This is a genomic window from Citrobacter sp. Ce006, from assembly GCF_030336535.1.
Lineage (GTDB): Bacteria > Pseudomonadota > Gammaproteobacteria > Enterobacterales > Enterobacteriaceae > Citrobacter > Citrobacter europaeus.
The window spans coordinates 80,658-98,988 of sequence record NZ_JAOWDO010000073.1; the positions used below are offsets into that span (position 1 = coordinate 80,658).

The 18,331-nt window shown below is 53.7% G+C and carries 14 protein-coding genes; 5 read left to right on the forward strand and 9 right to left on the reverse strand.

Annotated features, from left to right (window positions below; genetic code table 11):
- The first annotated feature begins 185 nt into the window (after positions 1–185).
- On the forward strand, positions 186–926 hold the full coding sequence (gene cysQ / locus OGV94_RS19115; RefSeq protein ID WP_043018196.1) for a 3'(2'),5'-bisphosphate nucleotidase CysQ: 741 nt from the start codon (positions 186–188) through the stop codon (positions 924–926).
- On the opposite strand, the gene OGV94_RS19120 is transcribed toward cysQ, so the two are convergent.
- The gene (locus tag OGV94_RS19120) at positions 916–1,473 is read right to left on the reverse strand and encodes a YtfJ family protein (protein ID WP_043018197.1); all 558 of its coding nucleotides are present in this window, start codon (positions 1,471–1,473) and stop codon (positions 916–918) included. The genes cysQ and OGV94_RS19120 overlap by 11 nt on opposite strands.
- 327 nt (positions 1,474–1,800) lie before the next feature.
- Here OGV94_RS19120 and OGV94_RS19125 point away from each other — a divergent pair, with 327 nt between their 5' ends.
- Positions 1,801–2,007, forward strand: coding sequence for a DUF1107 domain-containing protein (locus tag OGV94_RS19125; protein WP_003025710.1), 207 nt, complete (start codon positions 1,801–1,803; stop codon positions 2,005–2,007).
- 66 nt (positions 2,008–2,073) lie between these two features.
- Here the strand turns inward: OGV94_RS19125 and paeA are convergent, their stop codons facing one another.
- The 7 genes from paeA to OGV94_RS19160 form a co-directional block, all read right to left on the reverse strand.
- Positions 2,074–3,414, reverse strand: a complete 1,341-nt coding sequence (gene paeA / locus OGV94_RS19130) for a polyamine export protein PaeA (RefSeq protein ID WP_003025713.1) — start codon at positions 3,412–3,414, stop codon at positions 2,074–2,076.
- A gap of 143 nt (positions 3,415–3,557) precedes the next feature.
- Entirely contained in the window at positions 3,558–4,628 is a 1,071-nt protein-coding gene (locus tag OGV94_RS19135; protein ID WP_286524010.1) for a glycoside hydrolase 5 family protein, read from the reverse strand.
- A 10-nt stretch (positions 4,629–4,638) separates the two neighbouring features.
- Complete coding sequence (locus OGV94_RS19140; RefSeq protein WP_080625814.1) at positions 4,639–6,183, reverse strand: MFS transporter; 1,545 nt, start codon at positions 6,181–6,183, stop codon at positions 4,639–4,641.
- 81 nt (positions 6,184–6,264) lie between these two features.
- Positions 6,265–7,287: a Gfo/Idh/MocA family protein gene (locus tag OGV94_RS19145; RefSeq protein ID WP_043018200.1), complete on the reverse strand. Its 1,023-nt coding sequence runs from the start codon at positions 7,285–7,287 to the stop codon at positions 6,265–6,267.
- An 11-nt stretch (positions 7,288–7,298) separates the two neighbouring features.
- On the reverse strand, positions 7,299–8,366 hold the full coding sequence (locus OGV94_RS19150) for a Gfo/Idh/MocA family protein (protein WP_047406681.1): 1,068 nt from the start codon (positions 8,364–8,366) through the stop codon (positions 7,299–7,301).
- Positions 8,363–9,547, reverse strand: a complete 1,185-nt coding sequence (locus tag OGV94_RS19155; RefSeq protein ID WP_087051755.1) for a Gfo/Idh/MocA family protein — start codon at positions 9,545–9,547, stop codon at positions 8,363–8,365. Before OGV94_RS19155 ends, OGV94_RS19150 begins: the two co-directional genes overlap by 4 nt.
- A gap of 16 nt (positions 9,548–9,563) precedes the next feature.
- Positions 9,564–10,718, reverse strand: coding sequence for a Gfo/Idh/MocA family protein (locus OGV94_RS19160; protein ID WP_075145305.1), 1,155 nt, complete (start codon positions 10,716–10,718; stop codon positions 9,564–9,566).
- Between the two features lie 190 nt (positions 10,719–10,908).
- Here OGV94_RS19160 and OGV94_RS19165 point away from each other — a divergent pair, with 190 nt between their 5' ends.
- Positions 10,909–11,964, forward strand: coding sequence for a LacI family DNA-binding transcriptional regulator (locus tag OGV94_RS19165; RefSeq protein WP_043018204.1), 1,056 nt, complete (start codon positions 10,909–10,911; stop codon positions 11,962–11,964).
- Between the two features lie 7 nt (positions 11,965–11,971).
- Here OGV94_RS19165 and msrA read toward each other — a convergent pair whose 3' ends face one another.
- Entirely contained in the window at positions 11,972–12,610 is a 639-nt protein-coding gene (gene msrA, locus OGV94_RS19170) for a peptide-methionine (S)-S-oxide reductase MsrA (RefSeq protein ID WP_043018205.1), read from the reverse strand.
- Positions 12,611–12,822: 212 nt separating this feature from the next.
- On the opposite strand from msrA, the gene tamA reads away from it, so the two are divergent.
- Both tamA and tamB read left to right on the forward strand, forming a co-directional pair.
- Positions 12,823–14,556 carry an autotransporter assembly complex protein TamA gene (gene tamA, locus OGV94_RS19175; protein WP_043018206.1) on the forward strand — a complete coding sequence of 578 codons (1,734 nt, stop codon included), beginning with the start codon at positions 12,823–12,825 and terminating at the stop codon, positions 14,554–14,556.
- Positions 14,553–18,329: an autotransporter assembly complex protein TamB gene (tamB, locus tag OGV94_RS19180; RefSeq protein ID WP_221922691.1), complete on the forward strand. Its 3,777-nt coding sequence runs from the start codon at positions 14,553–14,555 to the stop codon at positions 18,327–18,329. Before tamA ends, tamB begins: the two co-directional genes overlap by 4 nt.
- Positions 18,330–18,331 lie beyond the last annotated feature (2 nt).

Below are 18,331 nucleotides of genomic sequence, written 5' to 3' on the forward strand. Positions count from 1 at the left end.
GGGCATCCTTTTAAGATCTAAGCCACAAAAGAAAATGTATATAAATCTTCTTGCTTACAGAACTGTGAATCATGACATGAATATAGCGTTTAAAACCGCAGACGCTATCACAGTTGGCGGATCCCCTGACGATCGGGTATAAGTAAAACAACGAGTTAACACCACTGATATAAACGAGGTGGAGAATGCTAGAACATGTATGCCAGCTTGCACGGAACGCGGGCGATGCCATTATGCAGGTCTACGATGGAATCAAACCGATGGAGATTACCAGCAAGCAGGACGATTCTCCGGTCACGGCGGCGGATATCGCCGCGCATACGGTGATCCTCGAAGGATTACTGGCGCTGACGCCGGATATTCCAGTCCTGTCTGAAGAAGCGCCTCCTGGCTGGGATGTTCGCCAGCACTGGCAGCGCTACTGGCTGGTAGACCCGCTGGACGGTACCAAAGAGTTCATTAAGCGTAACGGTGAATTCACCGTCAATATTGCGCTGATCGAGAAGGGAAAACCGGTACTGGGCGTGGTTTACGCGCCGGTAATGAAAGTGATGTACAGCGCGGCTGAAGGTAAAGCGTGGAAAGAAGAGTGCGGCGTGCGCAAACAAATCCAGGTTCGTGACGCGCGTCCGCCGCTGGTGGTGATTAGCCGCTCGCATGCCGACAATGAGTTAAAAGAGTATCTGCAGCAGTTGGGCGATCACCAGACCACCTCGATTGGCTCATCGCTGAAGTTCTGCCTGGTGGCGGAAGGGCACGCGCAACTGTATCCGCGTTTTGGGCCAACTAACGTCTGGGATACTGCCGCGGGCCACGCCGTTGCCGCCGCAGCCGGAGCGCACGTTCACGACTGGCAGGGGAAAACGCTGGATTACACCCCACGTGAATCGTTCCTCAACCCCGGCTTCCGCGTCTCTATTTATTGAGCAATTTGTGCAGCAGGGCAATCACCTGCTGCACTTCTTCCTGCGTTAACGCCCCATCTTTTGCCCACTGAACGCGTCCGTCCTTGTCGAGTACGGCAATAGCGGAGCTCTCTTCATCCAGTTGCCAGGCCTTACGCGCAACGCCATTGCTGTCGACAATAAATTGTGACCACGGGTAGAGCTTCTTATTGCTCTCCAGACTGCTACGCACAAACATACCGGAACCGGGAATTGCGTCATCCGTGTTGACGATAGTGGTGGTCTGGTATTTGTCATGCGGCAGGTTGGCCGTCTTGATTGCCTCGATCAGCGTTGCATTTTTCTCTTTGGCGGAGGTGCGCCCGGCAATGTGTTGCACAATTCGCACTTTCCCCGGCAACTGCGCGCTATTCCAGCTTTTGTAGCTAAACTTATCGTTATCGAGAATCAGTTCGCCGCGATCGGCGATTCCCACCGGCGGTACGCGCTGGTTAGTCTCAAACTTATGAGCGGAAGCAATCATCGGCAGCAGCAGACACGACAGCGCCAGCAGTTTTTGTAAGGTCATAGGTTTTCCTTCTTTCTTTATTTTGCAGGTGATCCGACCACTTGGGTCTGGAGTTTAATCATATGTGCGATTGCTGCTTTTTCCCGCAAGCGCGATGCCAGTTTGCGGACGGGCGCACAAATCCTGCGAAAATTGAAGGCTTATACTGAAGACAGCGAAGCGTTGAAAAGATAATTCTGAATAATTGTAACCTGAAGGTAAATAAACTTATACACGCTGGAAACATCAACGAGATAGTCTATAGTCATAGGGCATTAAAATTTGCGCCTGAGGATTGTCGGACCGATTGTGGTACCGCAAAGGCGTAATACTCAGCAGGAGACAACAATGAAAATTTTCCAACGATACAACCCGCTGCAGGTGGCGAAGTACGTGAAGATCCTGTTTCGTGGACGGTTATATATCAAGGATGTAGGCGCTTTTGAATTTGATAAGGGTAAGATTCTTATCCCAAAAGTGAAGGACAAGCTGCATTTTTCTGTGATGTCCGAAGTTAACCGTCAGGTCTTGCGTCTGCAAACTGAGATGGCTTGATCAAGTGCTATGCGGTAGTTAAAAAAACGGCTCCTGGACAGGAGCCGTTGATGTTTCTGTAAGGCGTTACGACGCCTTTGCCTCTTCTTTTGCATCTGGCAGCTTTGGTACCAGAACGGTAGGTTTACTGTCCAGACGCGTCACCAGCAGCTGATCGATCTTGTAGTTATCGATATCCACTACTTCAAATTTATAGCCTGAATACTTCACCGAGTCGGTGCGTTTCGGGATTTTACGCAGCATGAACATCATAAAGCCGCCGATGGTTTCATAGTTGCCGGACTGCGGGAACTCGTCGATATCCAGGACGCGCATTACGTCATCAATCGGTGTACCGCCGTCGACCAACCATGAGTTTTCATCGCGCGCCACAATCTGCTCTTCCAGACCCTGGCCTACCAGATCGCCCATCAGCGTCGTCATAACGTCGTTGAGCGTGATAATCCCCACCACCAGCGCGTACTCGTTCATGATGACGGCAAAGTCTTCGCCTGCGGTTTTGAAGCTTTCCAGCGCTTCAGAGAGCGTCAGCGTGTCCGGGACGATCAGCGTATTGCGGATCTGTACGCCGCTGTTCAACGCCATACTTTGGTTTGCCAGTACGCGGTTGAGGAGATCCTTTGAATCGACATAGCCAATGATGTGGTCGATATCTTCGTTACACACCAGGAACTTGGAGTGCGGATGTTCCGCCACCTTATTCTTCAGGCTTTGCTCATCTTCGTGGAGATCGAACCAGATAATATTCTCGCGCGAGGTCATTGAAGACGGTACGGTCCGCGATTCCAGTTCGAACACATTTTCAATCAGCTCATGCTCCTGCTTACGCAGAACCCCCGCCAGCGCACCGGCTTCGACCACGGCGTAAATGTCGTCCGAGGTGATGTCGTCTTTACGTACCATTGGGATCTTAAACAGACGGAAAATGTTGTTTGCCAGACCGTTAAAGAACCACACCAGCGGGCGGAAGACCAGCAGGCAGAAGCGCATCGGGTTGATGATACGCAAAGCGACAGCTTCTGGCGCAATCATACCGATGCGTTTCGGGGTTAAATCCGCGAACAGGATGAACAGGCCAGTAACCAGTGAGAACGACAAAATAAAGCTTAACTGTTCAGAGAGCTCTGGAGCGAAGTACTTCGAGAAAAGGCTGTAAAACGCCGGGGAGAATGCTGCATCACCGACGATACCGCCGAGAATGGCGACCGCGTTAAGGCCGATTTGCACGACGGTAAAAAACATGCCGGGGTTTTCCTGCATCTTCAAAACTCGTTGTGCGTTTACGTTGCCTTCGTCGGCAAGCAGTTTAAGTTTTATTTTGCGTGATGCAGCAAGCGAGATCTCGGATATCGAGAAAAACGCACTCACGGCGATCAGGCAGAGAATGACTAAAATACTGTTTAACATATCTTATCCGGCGCTGTGCCAGATCCTCGGAAGGGAGAAATTGATAAATCCATGCGAAAACCGGCTCGTGGAGTTGAGCCGGTAAATTCAGAAGCTAGTATAGCGTAAGGTACTGTAAAGTCGCCAGAGGAGCTTTTTTGGCCTTATTCTGTGGGATTCAGCCTGCGCACCATCTGCATCTCTTTTTCGCTATAGGGCGAACCATCTGGCTTTAGCACATCATGAAACCATAGTTGCGCCGTCGTTTCGTCAAGCGGGATATCCGGCCACGGCAGCCAGGTTTGCGTTTTCCCCTGCACCAATCCCCAGTGAAAGCTGGAAACGCGCTGGGCGCTAAACAGCGGCAGTTGTTCTTCTATTCGGCTATCGACATGGCGTGCCAGCCACTCGGTACAAAAGAGCGGCCTGCCAAATTCAGCCAACTGCGACAGAAGAGACAACTGGCCAGGGGTATCGACATACGCATGGTAGCTAATCAAGTCGGAAAGCCGCAGCGCGGCTATATCAACAGGATGCGTAAACGCATTCTCGCATGCCGCGCGATCGTCAATATGCCAGGCCGCTACGGTCAACGGTTGAGATGGTGACTCCTGCCGCGCCCAGCTAAACAGGTGGGTCATCAGGGTTAAGGCGTAAATTTCCAGTCTGTCGTCATAGCGGGCAAATTCGCCGGTATGACAAAAAATCCCGCCGTTGCCTGGCTCATTATATAAATCCCAGACGCTGATGCGCGAGTCATGGCGAAAGTAACGGATGATATCTCTGACGTAGGCTTCAATTTGCGGCCAACCGCGTCGGTCCAGCACGCAGGCACGGCCTGGGCTACCCGCAGCCTGGCTGTTGTGAACCCCTGGAACCGGGGATTTTTGCTGACCGATAACGGGTTCATCACCGGAAAACGCGCAGTCGTCGAGCAGCGTCAGCATCACTTTTATGCCGTGGCTATGGGCAATGCTCAGGAAGAGGTCGATGCGCTCGAGCAGCCCATCGCGATCATGCTGCCAGACGGTAAACGGTAAATTTGTTCGCAACTGGTTATAGCCATACTGGCTGGCCCAGCCGAGTTCCTGATCGATAGTGCTGCTATCGAAACTCTCTGCTTGCCACATTTCGAGCCAGTTAACCGCGGTGCGCGGCAAGTAGTTAAAACCGCAGCCCCAGGCTTGCTGTTGATACCAGCTTTGCGCCCGTACTTTGCTCCATGGGTTATACATGATGCGCTCCTTATTCTGCATCTGAGAGACTGACGCGTCCCGTTGCACGCTGCGTGGCGCTGCCACCCCAAACCTCATCGTACTCGTAGCCGGTGAGCTGTTTGATCACCACCCGGGTTTCTTCATCGCAGTCGCGATAGTTGCCACCCAGTTTGCGGCGGGCGATCTCTTTGAGCAGGATTTTGTGGGTTTCGCGAGTCAGTTTGAATTTGTAGGTGGCGTAGAAACTCACCGCCAGCAGCGCCGCGGTAGCAAAGATCATCAATCCGATAATAGCGTGGAGCGCGCTTTCCGGCTGCGCGCCGCTGCCTTTTACAAAGCCTGATTCTTCCAGCACCATGCCGATAAGCAAAATAGCGATTGCCACCGTACTTTTACGCGTGAGTACCATAACGCCGGCAAAAATCCCTTCGCGGCGCTGCTGGGTTACCATTTCATCAATATCAGGAATAAAGCTATAGATGTTCCATGGGATATAGTAAAGACCAGAACGCGCCATGCCGAGCAGGATAAAGATCGCAGAGAACAGAATATTGGATACCTGAGTTTCGGTATAATAAATAACAAATAAAAATACCAATACGCTAAATATACAAGTGTAAGAGAGGCGTAGTGCTGCTGATGGGGTTATATTGAGTTTATTCAGTAATAGCATAAATCCATAGGTGCCAAAAACTGAAGCAAAAGCGGCAATGCTTAACCAGCCAGAAACGGAGGCGGCATCCTGGCTCAAACAATAAACCACGTAATAGGTAAATACTGAACCGAATACATCCATAGCGGTAAAAGAGAAAATATAAATAATGATATGCAGGCGAAATGCCCGGATCCTGAAAGACGAGAACAGATCGAGTATCAAATATTTAAGGTGATTCAGTATCCCGCTATTGCGTTGCAGGTCAGCCTGGAATGTCTCTTCCTGAACGTCTTTAGCCTCCCACGTGCAGCGCCAGGTTATGAACACCGCGATGCAAAACACGACGGAAAAGATAAGCCCGGTTAGCGTATAGGTAAACGGATTATCTTTGCCGGTAAACTGCATCAGGATGCCGGGTACCGATACGGCCAGAAATCCGCCCAGCTGCGAGCAGATCATGCGCACGCCGGAGAGGCGGCTGCGCTCTTCGTAGCGGTTGGTCATTTCTGCGGCCAGGGTTTCCCACGGCACCAGCACCATCGCTGAAAGCAGCTCAATCGACAAATAGGTTCCCAGGTAATACCAGTAACCCATGTCGGTCAGCCACAGCAGGGCATAGAGAAACATTAAAGGAGAACTGAGTAATAAAAAGAAGCGGCGACGGCCAAATCTGCGGCCCAGCCACGTGTCGCCAAAGTTATCGGTGATATAACCCATAATTGGGCTAAGTACAGCATCAATCACGCGGGCAATGGCAAATATTGAGCCTGCTTCCAGCACGCTTAAACCGCAGTAGGTGGTGTAAAAAAATAAAAGCCATGTTCCGATAATGGCGAAAGCACCGCCGCCAAATAAATCAGTAATGCCATAGCCGATCGCTACACCATAACTGACTCTGCGTTCAGTTGGTTTGACCATAATATTTTTCCAGTATGTAGGGTATGCGTATTCCGGTATTATCCGGCTGGTGTTATTTAATTCTGCAGCGTTAAATTAATTTTAATTATTAATGGTTATCCATTGTCGGGTTTTAGATGAGTGATAAATAGCCTCAACCATCGCCAATGATTTGCGGGCTTCATTAATGTTGATATATTCTGTCTGACCTCCATGAGTAATTGCATGATAAAACTGACGAATAGCCTGCTGGTGGCCCAGACCCCAGTAACTTTTGGCGTGACCGTCCGGTGAACCATCGCAGTCCAGTTTCAGGCGTCGGTCCGCTGTAACGCGCCACAGGGTATTGTCCGTGAGCTGGAGCATGCCTTGCTCACAATGGATCTCCAGCAGCAGCGGTGAATCGAGGGTGTTGCAGTTGCTGGCGTAAAACAGACCGCGAGCGCCGTTGGCAAAGTGCAGGGTCGCCATCGCGCTGTCTTCGGCTTCGGTGACATCTGCCAGTTCACCGCTGTCCACCACGCCTTTCAAACGCGTCACGCCGCCGGCGAACCACTGCATCAGATCGAGAGTATGAATAGCCTGGTTGATCAGTAAACTGCCGCCTTCGCTGGCGAAACGCCCGCGCCACGGGCTTTCGCTGTAATAAGCCCTGGAGCGTGACCAGGTCAAAACAGCTTTAACGCTTAGCATTTTGCCAAGCGTATTTTTCGCCAGTTCATCGCGGATACGTAAACTGGTTGGATTAAGCCGGTTTTGATAGCACACGCCCAGAAGGCCCTGGGCGGATGCCGCTGCGTTAGCGATGTCTGCCACCTCTGTACAATTCAAGCCCACCGGTTTTTCGCAAAACACATGTTTCCCTGCGGCAAGCGCGGCGGTAATCATGTTTTTGTGTTCGAAATGAGGCGTGCAGATATGGACGACGTCGATGTCATTATCCAGCAGCATCTCACGGTAATTCTGGTAATAGCGGCAGTTATAAGCCATGGCCTGTTGCAAACCGGTGGCACTATCAATATCGACCAGCGCACGCAGCGTGACCCCCGGCAAAAGCCGGAGGGCGTTAACGTGACTGCGGTGAATAGCGCCCGCGCCGATGATGGCGGCATTTAGCGTTGTCATGTCACCTCCGGTTATGCGCGGGCATTCGCCAGCATTTGCGCCTTCACGCACAGTTCTGCGGCTTTAAAGGCGTGGGCCTGAGTCATGGCGTTTTCCGTGCGATTCAGACAATCGAGAATGAATTCGCCGAAGAAAGGAAAGCCGACTTTGCCCGCAACCGGGTAGCGGAATTCCCCGTCTTTATTCACCAGATACACCACGTCCTGTTCACCCCGGGTGATATCCACATACTTGCGGATCTCAATGTAACCTTCGGTACCCAGCAACGTCAGGCGTCCATCCCCCCAGCTACTGAGCCCCTGCGGCGTGAACCAGTCGCAGCGGAAATAGCCGGTCGCCCCGTTATCGCCCGCCAGCATGGCATCGCCAAAGTCTTCGAACTGCGGGTACTGTGGATGATTGACGTTACGCACCTGGCTGGCGACGATATGCGCCTCGCTGTTGCCGGTATAAAACAGAAATTGTTCGATTTGATGGCTGCCGATGTCGCACAGAATGCCGCCAAAATAGCGTTTGTCATAAAACCAGTCCGGGCGCCCGTGACCTTCGCGGTGCGGACCGGTGCCGAGGGTTTGCATCACGCGCCCAATTGCCCCCTGGTGGACAAGCTGACCGGCAAAAACAGCGCTTTCAACGTGCAGACGCTCGCTGTAATAGACTGCGTATTTGCGCCCGGTTTTCGCCACCATCGCTTTGGCGTCTTCAAGCTGTGCGAGGGTGGTTAACGGAGCCTTGTCGGTGAAGTAGTCTTTTCCGGCCGCCATGACCTTTAGTCCCAGCGGACAGCGCTCGGAAGGAATTGCCGCTCCGGCAACCAGTTGGACCTCGCGATCGTTGAGGATTGTCTCGAGCGAATCGGCCACCTGCGCCTGCGGATACTGCTGCAGAAATTGATCGATTTTGTGCGGGTCGGGATCGTAAACCCATTTCAGCGTGGCGCCTGCTTCAATCAACCCGTTACACATGCCGTAGATATGACCATGATCGAGTGAGGCCGCGGCAATGACAAACTCGCCAGGTTTCACGACCGGCTGAGGCTTCCCGGTAGGGGCGTAGTGCATTCCATCTTGCTTGTTCATTCTTTAACTCCTGAATCTAAGTCTTTACCCAGAGGGATGGCGCCCACTTCCGTGAAATTGCTTACGGAGGCGGATTTCTCATAGAAATGCGGGGCGATGTCAATCAGGCCGCCGGTGCGATAAAACGCATCGGTGTGGTGAATGGGCAGCGTCACCACCGTGCGGGTGATGGCGGATTTATAGATAGCGGTAATCAACTCCAGCGAGCGCTTGCCCTGTTCGCCATCGACCAGGGGACGGAGCTGTTGTTCGATGGCATTAAGCAGGTTATCGATTTGCCCAGTATGTAGCGTCCATTGCAGCGGTGGCGTAGTGCGAAAAAGTGTCTCCAGATGCTGTTCCAGCTCGCCGTTATTGTCAGTTTGCGGGAAGCCGTTATCCGCCGACTGGCTGGCATGAACCTGCCACGGCGCGGAAATACGCGCTTTTTCACCCTGAATGACAATCTTTTGATCTTCACCGTGATGCACCACGGAGGCGGTCAACTGCGTCAGTGCCCCGTTCGGGTATTTGAAGATAGCCGCGCTAAGATCCTCGACTTCGGCGTTGTCATGGGCGACGTTGGTCATCATCGCCACCACTTCAGTTGGGAAACCCAGCATCCATTGAATGGCGTCAATGTGGTGTACCGCGTGATTCAGCGTGCAGCCGCCGCCTTCTTTCTGCCACGTGCCGCGCCACCATAGATCGTAATAGCAGTGTCCGCGCCACCAGAATGAATCCACCTGTGCATGGCAAATCTTGCCCGCCAGCCCGGAATCAACAACGGTTTTCAGCCGCCAGAAGGCATCGGTAAAGCGGTTTTGCGCGATGATCGATAAGGTTTTCCCGCTGGCCTTTTGCGCGGCGATCATCGCATCGCACTCTTCGAGCGAAGAGGCCATTGGTTTTTCGCACAACACATGTTTTCCGGCCTGCAGCGCATCAATGCTGATGGCTGCGTGCACGTACGGCGGGGTGCAGACATCTACCACATCGATCTCAATGTCCGCGTCCAGCATCGCCTGATGACTGCGGTAGACTCGCGCTTCGCTCAGGCCGTAGCGTGATTTCTTTTCTTCCGCTTTCTCCGGGTAGATATCAACCAACGCGACAATCCGGCAACGATCGGCAAACTGTAAATACCCCTGAATGTGGTTGTGGGAGATATTCCCGGTTCCGACAATGGCAATGTTGAGCATGATTTTCTCCTGCGCGTTACCAGCTACCGGAAGCGTCCAGCGTGCGGCTGGTCGCGGTTTTTTCAACTGAGGAGGCGATACGTTGCTGGAGCAACTGGAAGTAGCGCTGCTCATCGATTGGTAGCTCAACCCAGTCATCGGTCCAGGTAGAAAGGTGCATCGCATTGGAAAGCGTCAGGCCGCGAATGCCTTCCAGACCGGGGGCGATCAGCGGTTCGCCGTGCAGAATTGCGGCGGTGAAATTGCGGGTAATGACATAGTGCTCGCTGCATTCTGGTTCGGTAGGGATTATCACCTCCCAGCATTCAGGCTCACCAAAACCGTTTTGCCAGCGCGCATTAAAGTCGGTTTCGGATTCCCGTAGTCTCCAGAAGCGCAATCGGCCTTCTTCCACCACGACTTTTCCCCGACTGCCGACAATTTCCAGGCGGTTTGTGCCGGGCGTTTCGGCGACGGTGGTGATAAACACGCCGGTCGCACCGTTGGCGTATTCCGCGTAGGCCGTGACGTCATCTTCAACTTCAATCTGGCGGTGCTTGCCAAACTGGCAAAAAGCGCGCAAGCGTACCGGCATGCCGACCAGCCATTGCCATAAATCGAGCTGGTGCGGATCCTGATTAAGCAGCACGCCGCCGCCTTCACCTTTCCAGGTCGCGCGCCAGCCGCCGGAGTTGTAATAGCTCTGCGAACGATACCAGTTGGTAATGATCCAGTTAGAGCGACGCAGTTCGCCGAGTTCGCCGCTGTCGATCAGATCTTTAACTTTCTGATAAAGCGGATTGGGGCGCTGGTTGTACATCATGCTGAACACCACATCGCATTCGCGCGCGCAGGCATTCATCTCTTGTACCTGCGCGGTATAGACCCCGGCAGGCTTCTCGCACAGCGTATGGATGCCAAGTCGCATGGCCATCATCGATAAACCCGGATGGTCATAGTGCGGAGTGGCGACGATAACGGCGTCAATAAGCCCACTTTCCAGCATCTCACGCGCGTCGCTGAATAACGTCACCTCTTCACCGACCAGCCGTTGGATAGCCGCATGTTTATCAGGATTGTTATCACACACTGCGGTAAGCACTGCTTCGTGTACCGTTCCGGCCAGCAGGTAGCGCGCATGGACGGTACCAATGTTGCCAACCCCAATAATGCCAAAGCGTATTTTTTTCATGTCGTGCCTTTTTCATGAGAAATAAGGGATATGCGGAACATAAGAAACGCCTGGAATATCGACAATGTGATTTTGTGAGAACGGTTGCAGGATGAAAAAGAAGTTCATCCGGTCATTGAAAAAGTGTTTTAGAGTCAATGAACTACGTTTGCAAAAAATTGCAAAGATTGATTGCGAGTGAGGTCACAGAATGTCTGGCAAGCTAAAAATGGATGAAATTGCTGCCCTGACGGGGTACTCGGTGAGTACAGTGTCGAGGGTGCTTAGCGGGAAGTCATATACCAGCGATAAAGCGCGTGAGGCGATCGTCAGCTGCGCGCGCAGGCTGGGTGTTCTGGACTCGCTGTCCAGTGGACGACTGTTGATCAACGGCATTGCCGTTTTCGCTCCGTTGCGCACTTTCACCGCCCGTGGCGATGCGTTTTATCTTGAAGTCACGCGCGGAATTGCGGAGGCGATAGCGCCGCATGATGTCTATCTGAGTTACTGCGGGCTGGATGAGCAACGCGCGGACATCAAGGTCTTTCAGGAAAAGGCCAACAATAAGAATATCAATGCCATTATTCTTATCGGCATTGATGACCCGACCGTGCATAAACTGGCGCAACTGCTGGATAAACCCTGCGTGTTGATTAACTCGCAGGACAAAGAAGGGTTACTGGATGCGGTATCTCCCGATCATCGGGCGATTGGCAACCGTGCTGTGCAATACCTTTTTGATCAGGGGCATCGGCGTATTCTCCATGTCACCAGCCTGCGCCGGGAAACGATGTACTGGCGTCTGGAGGGCATTAAGGAGGTCTACAGACAGTATCAGATACCGTTTGATACCGGGCGCGATCTGCTGGTGACGGAAGGGTTTTCTGAGGATGAATCAGAGCGGGCTATAGGCAACTGGCTACGTGAAACGCCGCGTGAAGCATGGCCAGAGGTGATTTTCTGCGCCGGGGCGTCAATGTCGACGGGCATTCGGCGGATCCTGGAAAACGTTGGCGTGGAGATACCCGGTGAGCTGTCGCTGATGACGACGGATGTTCAGGAACTGGACGCGCATATCGTTGCCGCGGTAACCAGTATCACTATCCCCTGTCGGGCGCTGGGTGTGGAAGCGGTGCATTTGCTGCAGAACCGTCTTAATCGCCCCTCTGCGCCGGTATTTAACCTGTTGCTGAAGGGAAAGGTGACGGATCGGGGAACCGTCACCCACGCAACGCGCCATGCCGCGCGGGTGACGGTCGCTCGTTAATTGCGGATTAACGTTCTGGCGGCAGGCAAACGCCGATGCCACCAATTCCACAGTAGCCATATGGATTTTTGTGCAGGTACTGCTGGTGATCGTCCTCGGCATAGTAGAACGGGGTTGCCGTAGTGATTTCCGTTGTAATGGCGCGCTCGTCGCCTGCGGCGGTCATTGCTGCCTGAAAACGCGCAAGGCTCGCCTGTGCCGCGGCGGTTTGCTCTGGCGTTAACGGGTAAATGGCGGAGCGATACTGCGTACCCTGGTCGTTCCCCTGACGCATGCCCTGCGCCGGGTCGTGATTTTCCCAGAACACCTGCAGCAGTTGTTCGTAGCTGATAACATGCGGGTCATAGACAACGCGTACCGCTTCGGCGTGCCCGGTATCGCCGGAACAGACTTCGCGGTAGGTTGGATTAGGGGTGTAGCCGCCGGTGTATCCGGCTGCCGTGCTGTATACCCCGGGTAATGACCAGAATAAACGTTCAACGCCCCAGAAGCATCCCATGGCGAAATACGCTATTTCCATACCGTCGGGCACGTTGGTCATCGAATGTTGGTTAACCGCATGCAGCGTTGCCACTGGCATCGGGGTGTTGCGTCCAGGTAGGGCATCTGCTTGAGTAACAAGATGCTTTCTATCAAATAAACTCATGGCCGTTCTCCCGAAATCAGTCATTTGGGTTAAGGTTGTAACGAGACGCGTCTTTGCCCACAATAAACGGCGTGAATACGTCTAGAGTTAAACATAAGAAATATTTGGGTTGTCGTCTGTTTTTCAACTCTTATTGTTGATTTTTTGTTAAGCCGAGGAACGGCATAGTATTTTTTTCCAGGGGTGGGAAAAAAGGATATTCAGGAGAAAATGTGCCACATATCCGTCAGTTATGTTGGGTGGGATTACTGTGCTTAAGTGGCTCCGCCGCCGCCGCGAATGTTCGCTTACAGGTCGAAGGATTATCAGGACCGCTGGAGAAAAACGTCCGTGCGCAGCTGTCCACGATTCAAAGTGATGAAGTCACTCCGGACCGACGCTTTCGTGCGCGCGTTGATGATGCCATCCGCGAAGGGCTAAAGGCGCTGGGCTACTTTGAGCCAACCATTGATTTCGAACTGCGTCCGCCGCCGGCGAAAGGACGTCAGGTGCTGATTGCCAAAGTGAATGCTGGCGAGCCGGTGCTGATTGGCGGCACCGAGGTGATTCTGCGCGGTGGCGCGCGTACGGACAAAGATTATCTCGATCTGCTGAAAACGCGGCCGGCAATCGGCACCGTGCTGAATCAGGGGGACTATGACAACTTCAAAAAGTCACTCACCAGCGTGGCGCTGCGCAAAGGCTATTTCGACAGTGAATTTAATAAAAGCCAGCTTGGCATAGCGCTTGAGCGCCGCCAGGCGTTCTGGGATATCGATTACAACAGCGGCGAACGCTATCGCTTTGGACATGTCACCTTTGAAGGTTCGCAAATTCGCGACGAGTACCTGCAAAATCTGGTGCCTTTTAAAGAAGGTGAAGAGTACGAGTCGAAAGATCTGGGCGAACTGAACCGTCGTCTGTCGGCGACCGGCTGGTTTAATTCTGTGGTCGTCGCGCCGGAATTTGATAAAGCCCGCAAAACCAAAGTGCTGCCGCTAAAAGGCGTGGTCTCGCCGCGAACCGAAAACACTATCGAAACCGGGGTCGGTTATTCAACTGACGTTGGGCCACGGGTGAAGACTTCGTGGAAAAAGCCCTGGATGAACTCCTATGGCCACAGCCTGACCACCAGCGCCAGTATCTCGGCGCCAGAGCAGGTTCTTGATTTCAGCTATAAAATGCCGCTGTTAAAGAACCCGCTGGAGCAGTATTACCTGGTGCAAGGGGGCTTTAAGCGTACCGATTTAAACGATACCGAGCAGGACTCCACGACGCTTGCGGTTTCCCGCTACTGGGATCTCTCCAGCGGCTGGCAGCGAGCGATTAACCTGCGCTGGAGCCTTGACCACTTTACCCAGGGGAACGTCACCAATACCACCATGCTGCTCTATCCAGGCGTGATGATTAGCCGAACGCGTTCGCGCGGTGGCCTGATGCCTGTGTGGGGCGATTCTCAGCGTTATTCTATTGATTACTCCAACACGGCCTGGGGTTCAGACGTTGATTTCTCCGTCTTCCAGGCGCAAAACGTCTGGATCCGCACGCTGTACGACAGGCACCGCTTTGTGATGCGCGGCAACCTCGGCTGGATCGAAACCGGCGACTTCGACAAAGTGCCGCCGGATCTGCGTTTCTTCGCCGGGGGCGATCGCAGCATTCGTGGTTACAAATACAAATCTATTTCGCCTGAAGGCAGCGACGGCAAGCTGAAAGGGGCCTCGAAGCTGGCGACCGGCTCGCTGGAATATCAGTACAACGTGACCGGAAAATGGTGGGGCGCAATGTTTGTCGATAGCGGTGAAGCGGTCAGCGATATCCGCAAAAGCGATTTCAAAACCGGCGCCGGGGTCGGCGTACGCTGGCAATCGCCGGTCGGTCCCATCAAGCTCGACTTTGCCGTTCCTGTCGGCGACAAAGATGAACATGGTTTACAGTTTTACATCGGTCTGGGGCCTGAATTATGAGTTTATGGAAGAAGATAAGCCTCGGCGTGCTGATTTTTATCCTGCTGCTGTTAGGCACGGTGGCGTTCCTCGTTGGCACCACCTCGGGCCTGCATCTGATCTTCAAAGCGGCTAATCGTTGGGTTCCGGGTCTGGAAATTGGTCAGGTCACCGGCGGCTGGCGAGATCTATCGCTTAAAAATATTCGTTACGACCAGCCTGGCGTGGCGGTGAATGCTGGTGAAGTGCATCTGGCCGTGGGGCTTAACTGCCTGTGGAACAGCAGCCTGTGCGTCAACGATCTGGCGCTGAAAAACATCAACGTGGCGATCGACAGCAAAAAGATGCCGCCCTCAGAGCCGGTTGAAGAAGAAGAGAGTGGTCCGCTCAACCTTTCCACGCCTTACCCAATCACGCTTTCGCGCGTGGCGCTTAACAACATCAACATCAAAATCGATGACACCACGGTTTCGGTGCTGGATTTTACCTCCGGCCTGAACTGGCAGGAAAAAACGCTGACGCTGAAGCCAACGTCATTACAGGGGCTGCTGATTGCCCTGCCTAAAGTGGCCGAAGTGGCGCAGGAAGAGGTCGTCGAACCGAAGATTCAAAACCCGCAGCCGGATGAAAAACCGCTCGGCGAAACGCTAAAAGATCTGTTCTCAAAACCGGTGCTGCCGGAAATGACCGATGTCCATCTGCCGCTCAATCTCAACATTGAAGAGTTTCGTGGCGAGCAGTTGCGCGTGACCGGGGATACAGATTTAACGGTACATAACATGCTGCTGAAAGTGAGCAGCATTGACGGCAACATGAAGCTTGATGCGCTGGATATCGACTCGAATCAGGGAACGGTAAAAGCCAGCGGCACGGCGCAACTCACCGACACATGGCCGGTTGATATTACGTTAAACAGCACACTCAACATCGACCCGTTAAAAGGTGAAAAGGTGAAGCTGAAGGTCGGCGGCGCGCTGCGTGAACAGCTGGAAGTCGGCGTCAATTTGTCTGGTCCGGTGGATATGGACCTGCGGGCGCAGACGCGTCTGGCAGAAGCCGGATTGCCGCTCAACATTGAGGTGGTGAGTAAGCAGATTTACTGGCCGTTTACCGGCGACAAACAGTTCCAGGCCGATGACATCAAGCTCAAACTAACCGGCAAGATGACAGACTATACGCTGTCGATGCGTACCGCCGTGAAAGGGCAGGATATTCCTCCGGCTACCATCACGCTGGACGCCAAAGGCAACGAACAGCAGATTAATCTCGACAAACTCAGCATTGCGGCGCTGGAAGGAAAAACCGAGCTGAAAGCGCTGGTGGACTGGCAGCAGGCGATCAGCTGGCGCGGCGAGTTAACGCTGGATGGTATCAATACCGCGAAAGCGATCCCGGACTGGCCGTCAAAACTGAATGGCCTGGTGAAAACGCGCGGCAGTCTGTACGGCGGAAGCTGGCAGATGGAGGTTCCGGAGCTGAAGCTGACCGGCAACGTGAAGCAGAACAAGGTCAATGTGAACGGTTCGCTGAAGGGGAACAGCTACCTGCAGTGGACGATCCCTGGCCTGCATCTGGAACTGGGACGCAACAGTGCGGACGTGAAAGGGGAACTGGGGGTCAAAGACCTCAATCTCGACGCGACGATTGATGCACCGAGCCTGGATAACGCGCTACCGGGATTAGGCGGGACGGCGAAAGGGCTGGTAAAAGTTCGCGGTACGGTTGAAGCGCCACAGCTGCTGGCGGATATCACCGCCCGCGGTCTGCGCTGGCAGGCGCTTTCCGTCGCTCAGGTACGTGTCGAAGGCGACGTGAAATCGGCCGAGCAAATCGCGGGTAATCTCAACGTTCGCGTAGAGCGGATTGTACAACCTGACGTGAATATTGGTCTGGTGACGCTCAACGCCAAAGGCAGTGAAAAGCAGCATGAGCTGCAGTTGCGCATTCAGGGTGAGCCGGTTTCCGGTCAACTGGACCTTGCGGGGAGCTTTGATCGCAAAGAACAGCGCTGGAAAGGGGCGTTAAGCAATACTCGCTTCCAGACGCCGGTCGGTCCGTGGTCGCTCAACCGTTCTGTCGCGCTGGATTATCGCAACCAGGAACAGAAAATCAGCATTGGGCCGCACTGCTGGAACAACCCGAATGCGGAACTGTGCGTACCGCAAACCATTGATGCCGGCGCATCGGGACGCGCGGTGGTGAACCTTAACCGCTTCGACCTGGCGATGTTAAAACCGTTCATGCCGGATACAACCCAGGCCAGCGGCGTGTTCACCGGCAAAGCTGATGTGAGCTGGGACACCACTAAAGAGGGGCTGCCACAGGGGCAGGTCACGCTTGCCGGACGTAACGTGAAGGTCACGCAAAGCGTAAACGATGCGCCGCTCCCTGTGGCGTTTGAAACGCTGAATCTGACCGCCGACCTGCATAATAACCGTGCCGAGCTGGGCTGGCTGATTCGCCTGACCAACAACGGGCAGTTTGACGGTCAGGTGCAGGTAACGGATCCGCAAGGACGTCGTAGCCTGGGTGGTAACGTCAATATCCGCAACTTCAATCTGGCGATGGTGAACCCCATTTTCTCGCGCGGCGAAAAAGCGGCTGGGACGATCAACGCCAACCTGCGTCTGGGCGGCGATGTGCAAAGCCCGCAACTACTCGGACAGCTGCAACTGAGCGGTCTGGATATCGACGGTAACTTTATGCCGTTTGACATGCAGCCAAGCCAGTTAGCCGTTAACTTCACCGGAACACGCTCCACGCTGGCGGGCGTGGTGCGCACGCAGCAGGGAGAAATCAATCTGAGCGGTGACGCCGACTGGAGTCAAATAGACAACTGGCGGGCGCGCGTCGCGGCTAAAGGCAGCAGGGTACGCATTACCGTACCGCCGATGGTCCGCCTGGACGTATCGCCGGACGTGGTCTTTGAAGCCACGCCAAGCCTGTTTACCCTCGATGGCAACGTGGATGTGCCGTGGGCGCGTATCGTCGTACACGACCTGCCGGAGAGCGCGGTTGGGGTTTCCAGCGATATGGTCATGCTTAACAACAATCTGCAGCCGGAGAAACCGCAGACAGCCGGCATTCCGATCAACAGTAACCTGAACATCCACGTTGGCAACAACGTGCGTATTGACGCCTTTGGTCTGAAAGCGCGTCTGACGGGCGATCTGAAAGTGGTGCAGGATAAGCAAGGGCTGGGGCTGAACGGACAGATAAATATTCCGAGCGGGCGCTTCCATGCCTATGGTCAGGATCTGATTGTGCGTAAGGGCGAGCTGTTGTTCTCCGGTCCGCCGGATCAGCCGTTACTCAATATCGAGGCAATTCGTAACCCGGATGCCACCGAAGACGACGTGATCGCTGGCGTTCGCGTCACCGGTACAGCCGATGAACCGAAGGCGGAGATCTTCTCTGACCCGGCAATGTCGCAGCAAATGGCGCTTTCCTACCTGTTACGCGGACAAGGACTTGATAGCGAACAGAGCGACAGCGCGGCGATGACCTCAATGCTTATTGGTCTGGGGGTTGCACAAAGTGGTCAGGTTGTGGGTAAAATCGGGGAGACATTTGGCGTAAGCAATCTGGCACTGGACACGCAAGGGGTGGGCGACTCATCTCAGGTGGTTGTCAGCGGATACGTACTGCCAGGTCTGCAGGTGAAATATGGTGTGGGTATATTTGACTCCTTAGCGACACTCACGCTACGTTATCGCCTGATGCCTAAGCTATATCTGGAAGCAGTGTCTGGCGTAGATCAGGCACTTGATTTGCTCTATCAGTTCGAGTTTTAGCA

Coding starts and splice junctions, on each gene's coding strand:
- cysQ (WP_043018196.1), top strand. CDS start 186: ATGCTAGAACATGTATGCCAGCTTGCACGGAACGCGGGCGATGCCATT.
- OGV94_RS19120 (WP_043018197.1), bottom strand. CDS start 1,473: ATGACCTTACAAAAACTGCTGGCGCTGTCGTGTCTGCTGCTGCCGATG.
- OGV94_RS19125 (WP_003025710.1), top strand. CDS start 1,801: ATGAAAATTTTCCAACGATACAACCCGCTGCAGGTGGCGAAGTACGTG.
- paeA (WP_003025713.1), bottom strand. CDS start 3,414: ATGTTAAACAGTATTTTAGTCATTCTCTGCCTGATCGCCGTGAGTGCG.
- OGV94_RS19135 (WP_286524010.1), bottom strand. CDS start 4,628: ATGTATAACCCATGGAGCAAAGTACGGGCGCAAAGCTGGTATCAACAG.
- OGV94_RS19140 (WP_080625814.1), bottom strand. CDS start 6,183: ATGGTCAAACCAACTGAACGCAGAGTCAGTTATGGTGTAGCGATCGGC.
- OGV94_RS19145 (WP_043018200.1), bottom strand. CDS start 7,287: ATGACAACGCTAAATGCCGCCATCATCGGCGCGGGCGCTATTCACCGC.
- OGV94_RS19150 (WP_047406681.1), bottom strand. CDS start 8,366: ATGAACAAGCAAGATGGAATGCACTACGCCCCTACCGGGAAGCCTCAG.
- OGV94_RS19155 (WP_087051755.1), bottom strand. CDS start 9,547: ATGCTCAACATTGCCATTGTCGGAACCGGGAATATCTCCCACAACCAC.
- OGV94_RS19160 (WP_075145305.1), bottom strand. CDS start 10,718: ATGAAAAAAATACGCTTTGGCATTATTGGGGTTGGCAACATTGGTACC.
- OGV94_RS19165 (WP_043018204.1), top strand. CDS start 10,909: ATGTCTGGCAAGCTAAAAATGGATGAAATTGCTGCCCTGACGGGGTAC.
- msrA (WP_043018205.1), bottom strand. CDS start 12,610: ATGAGTTTATTTGATAGAAAGCATCTTGTTACTCAAGCAGATGCCCTA.
- tamB (WP_221922691.1), top strand. CDS start 14,553: ATGAGTTTATGGAAGAAGATAAGCCTCGGCGTGCTGATTTTTATCCTG.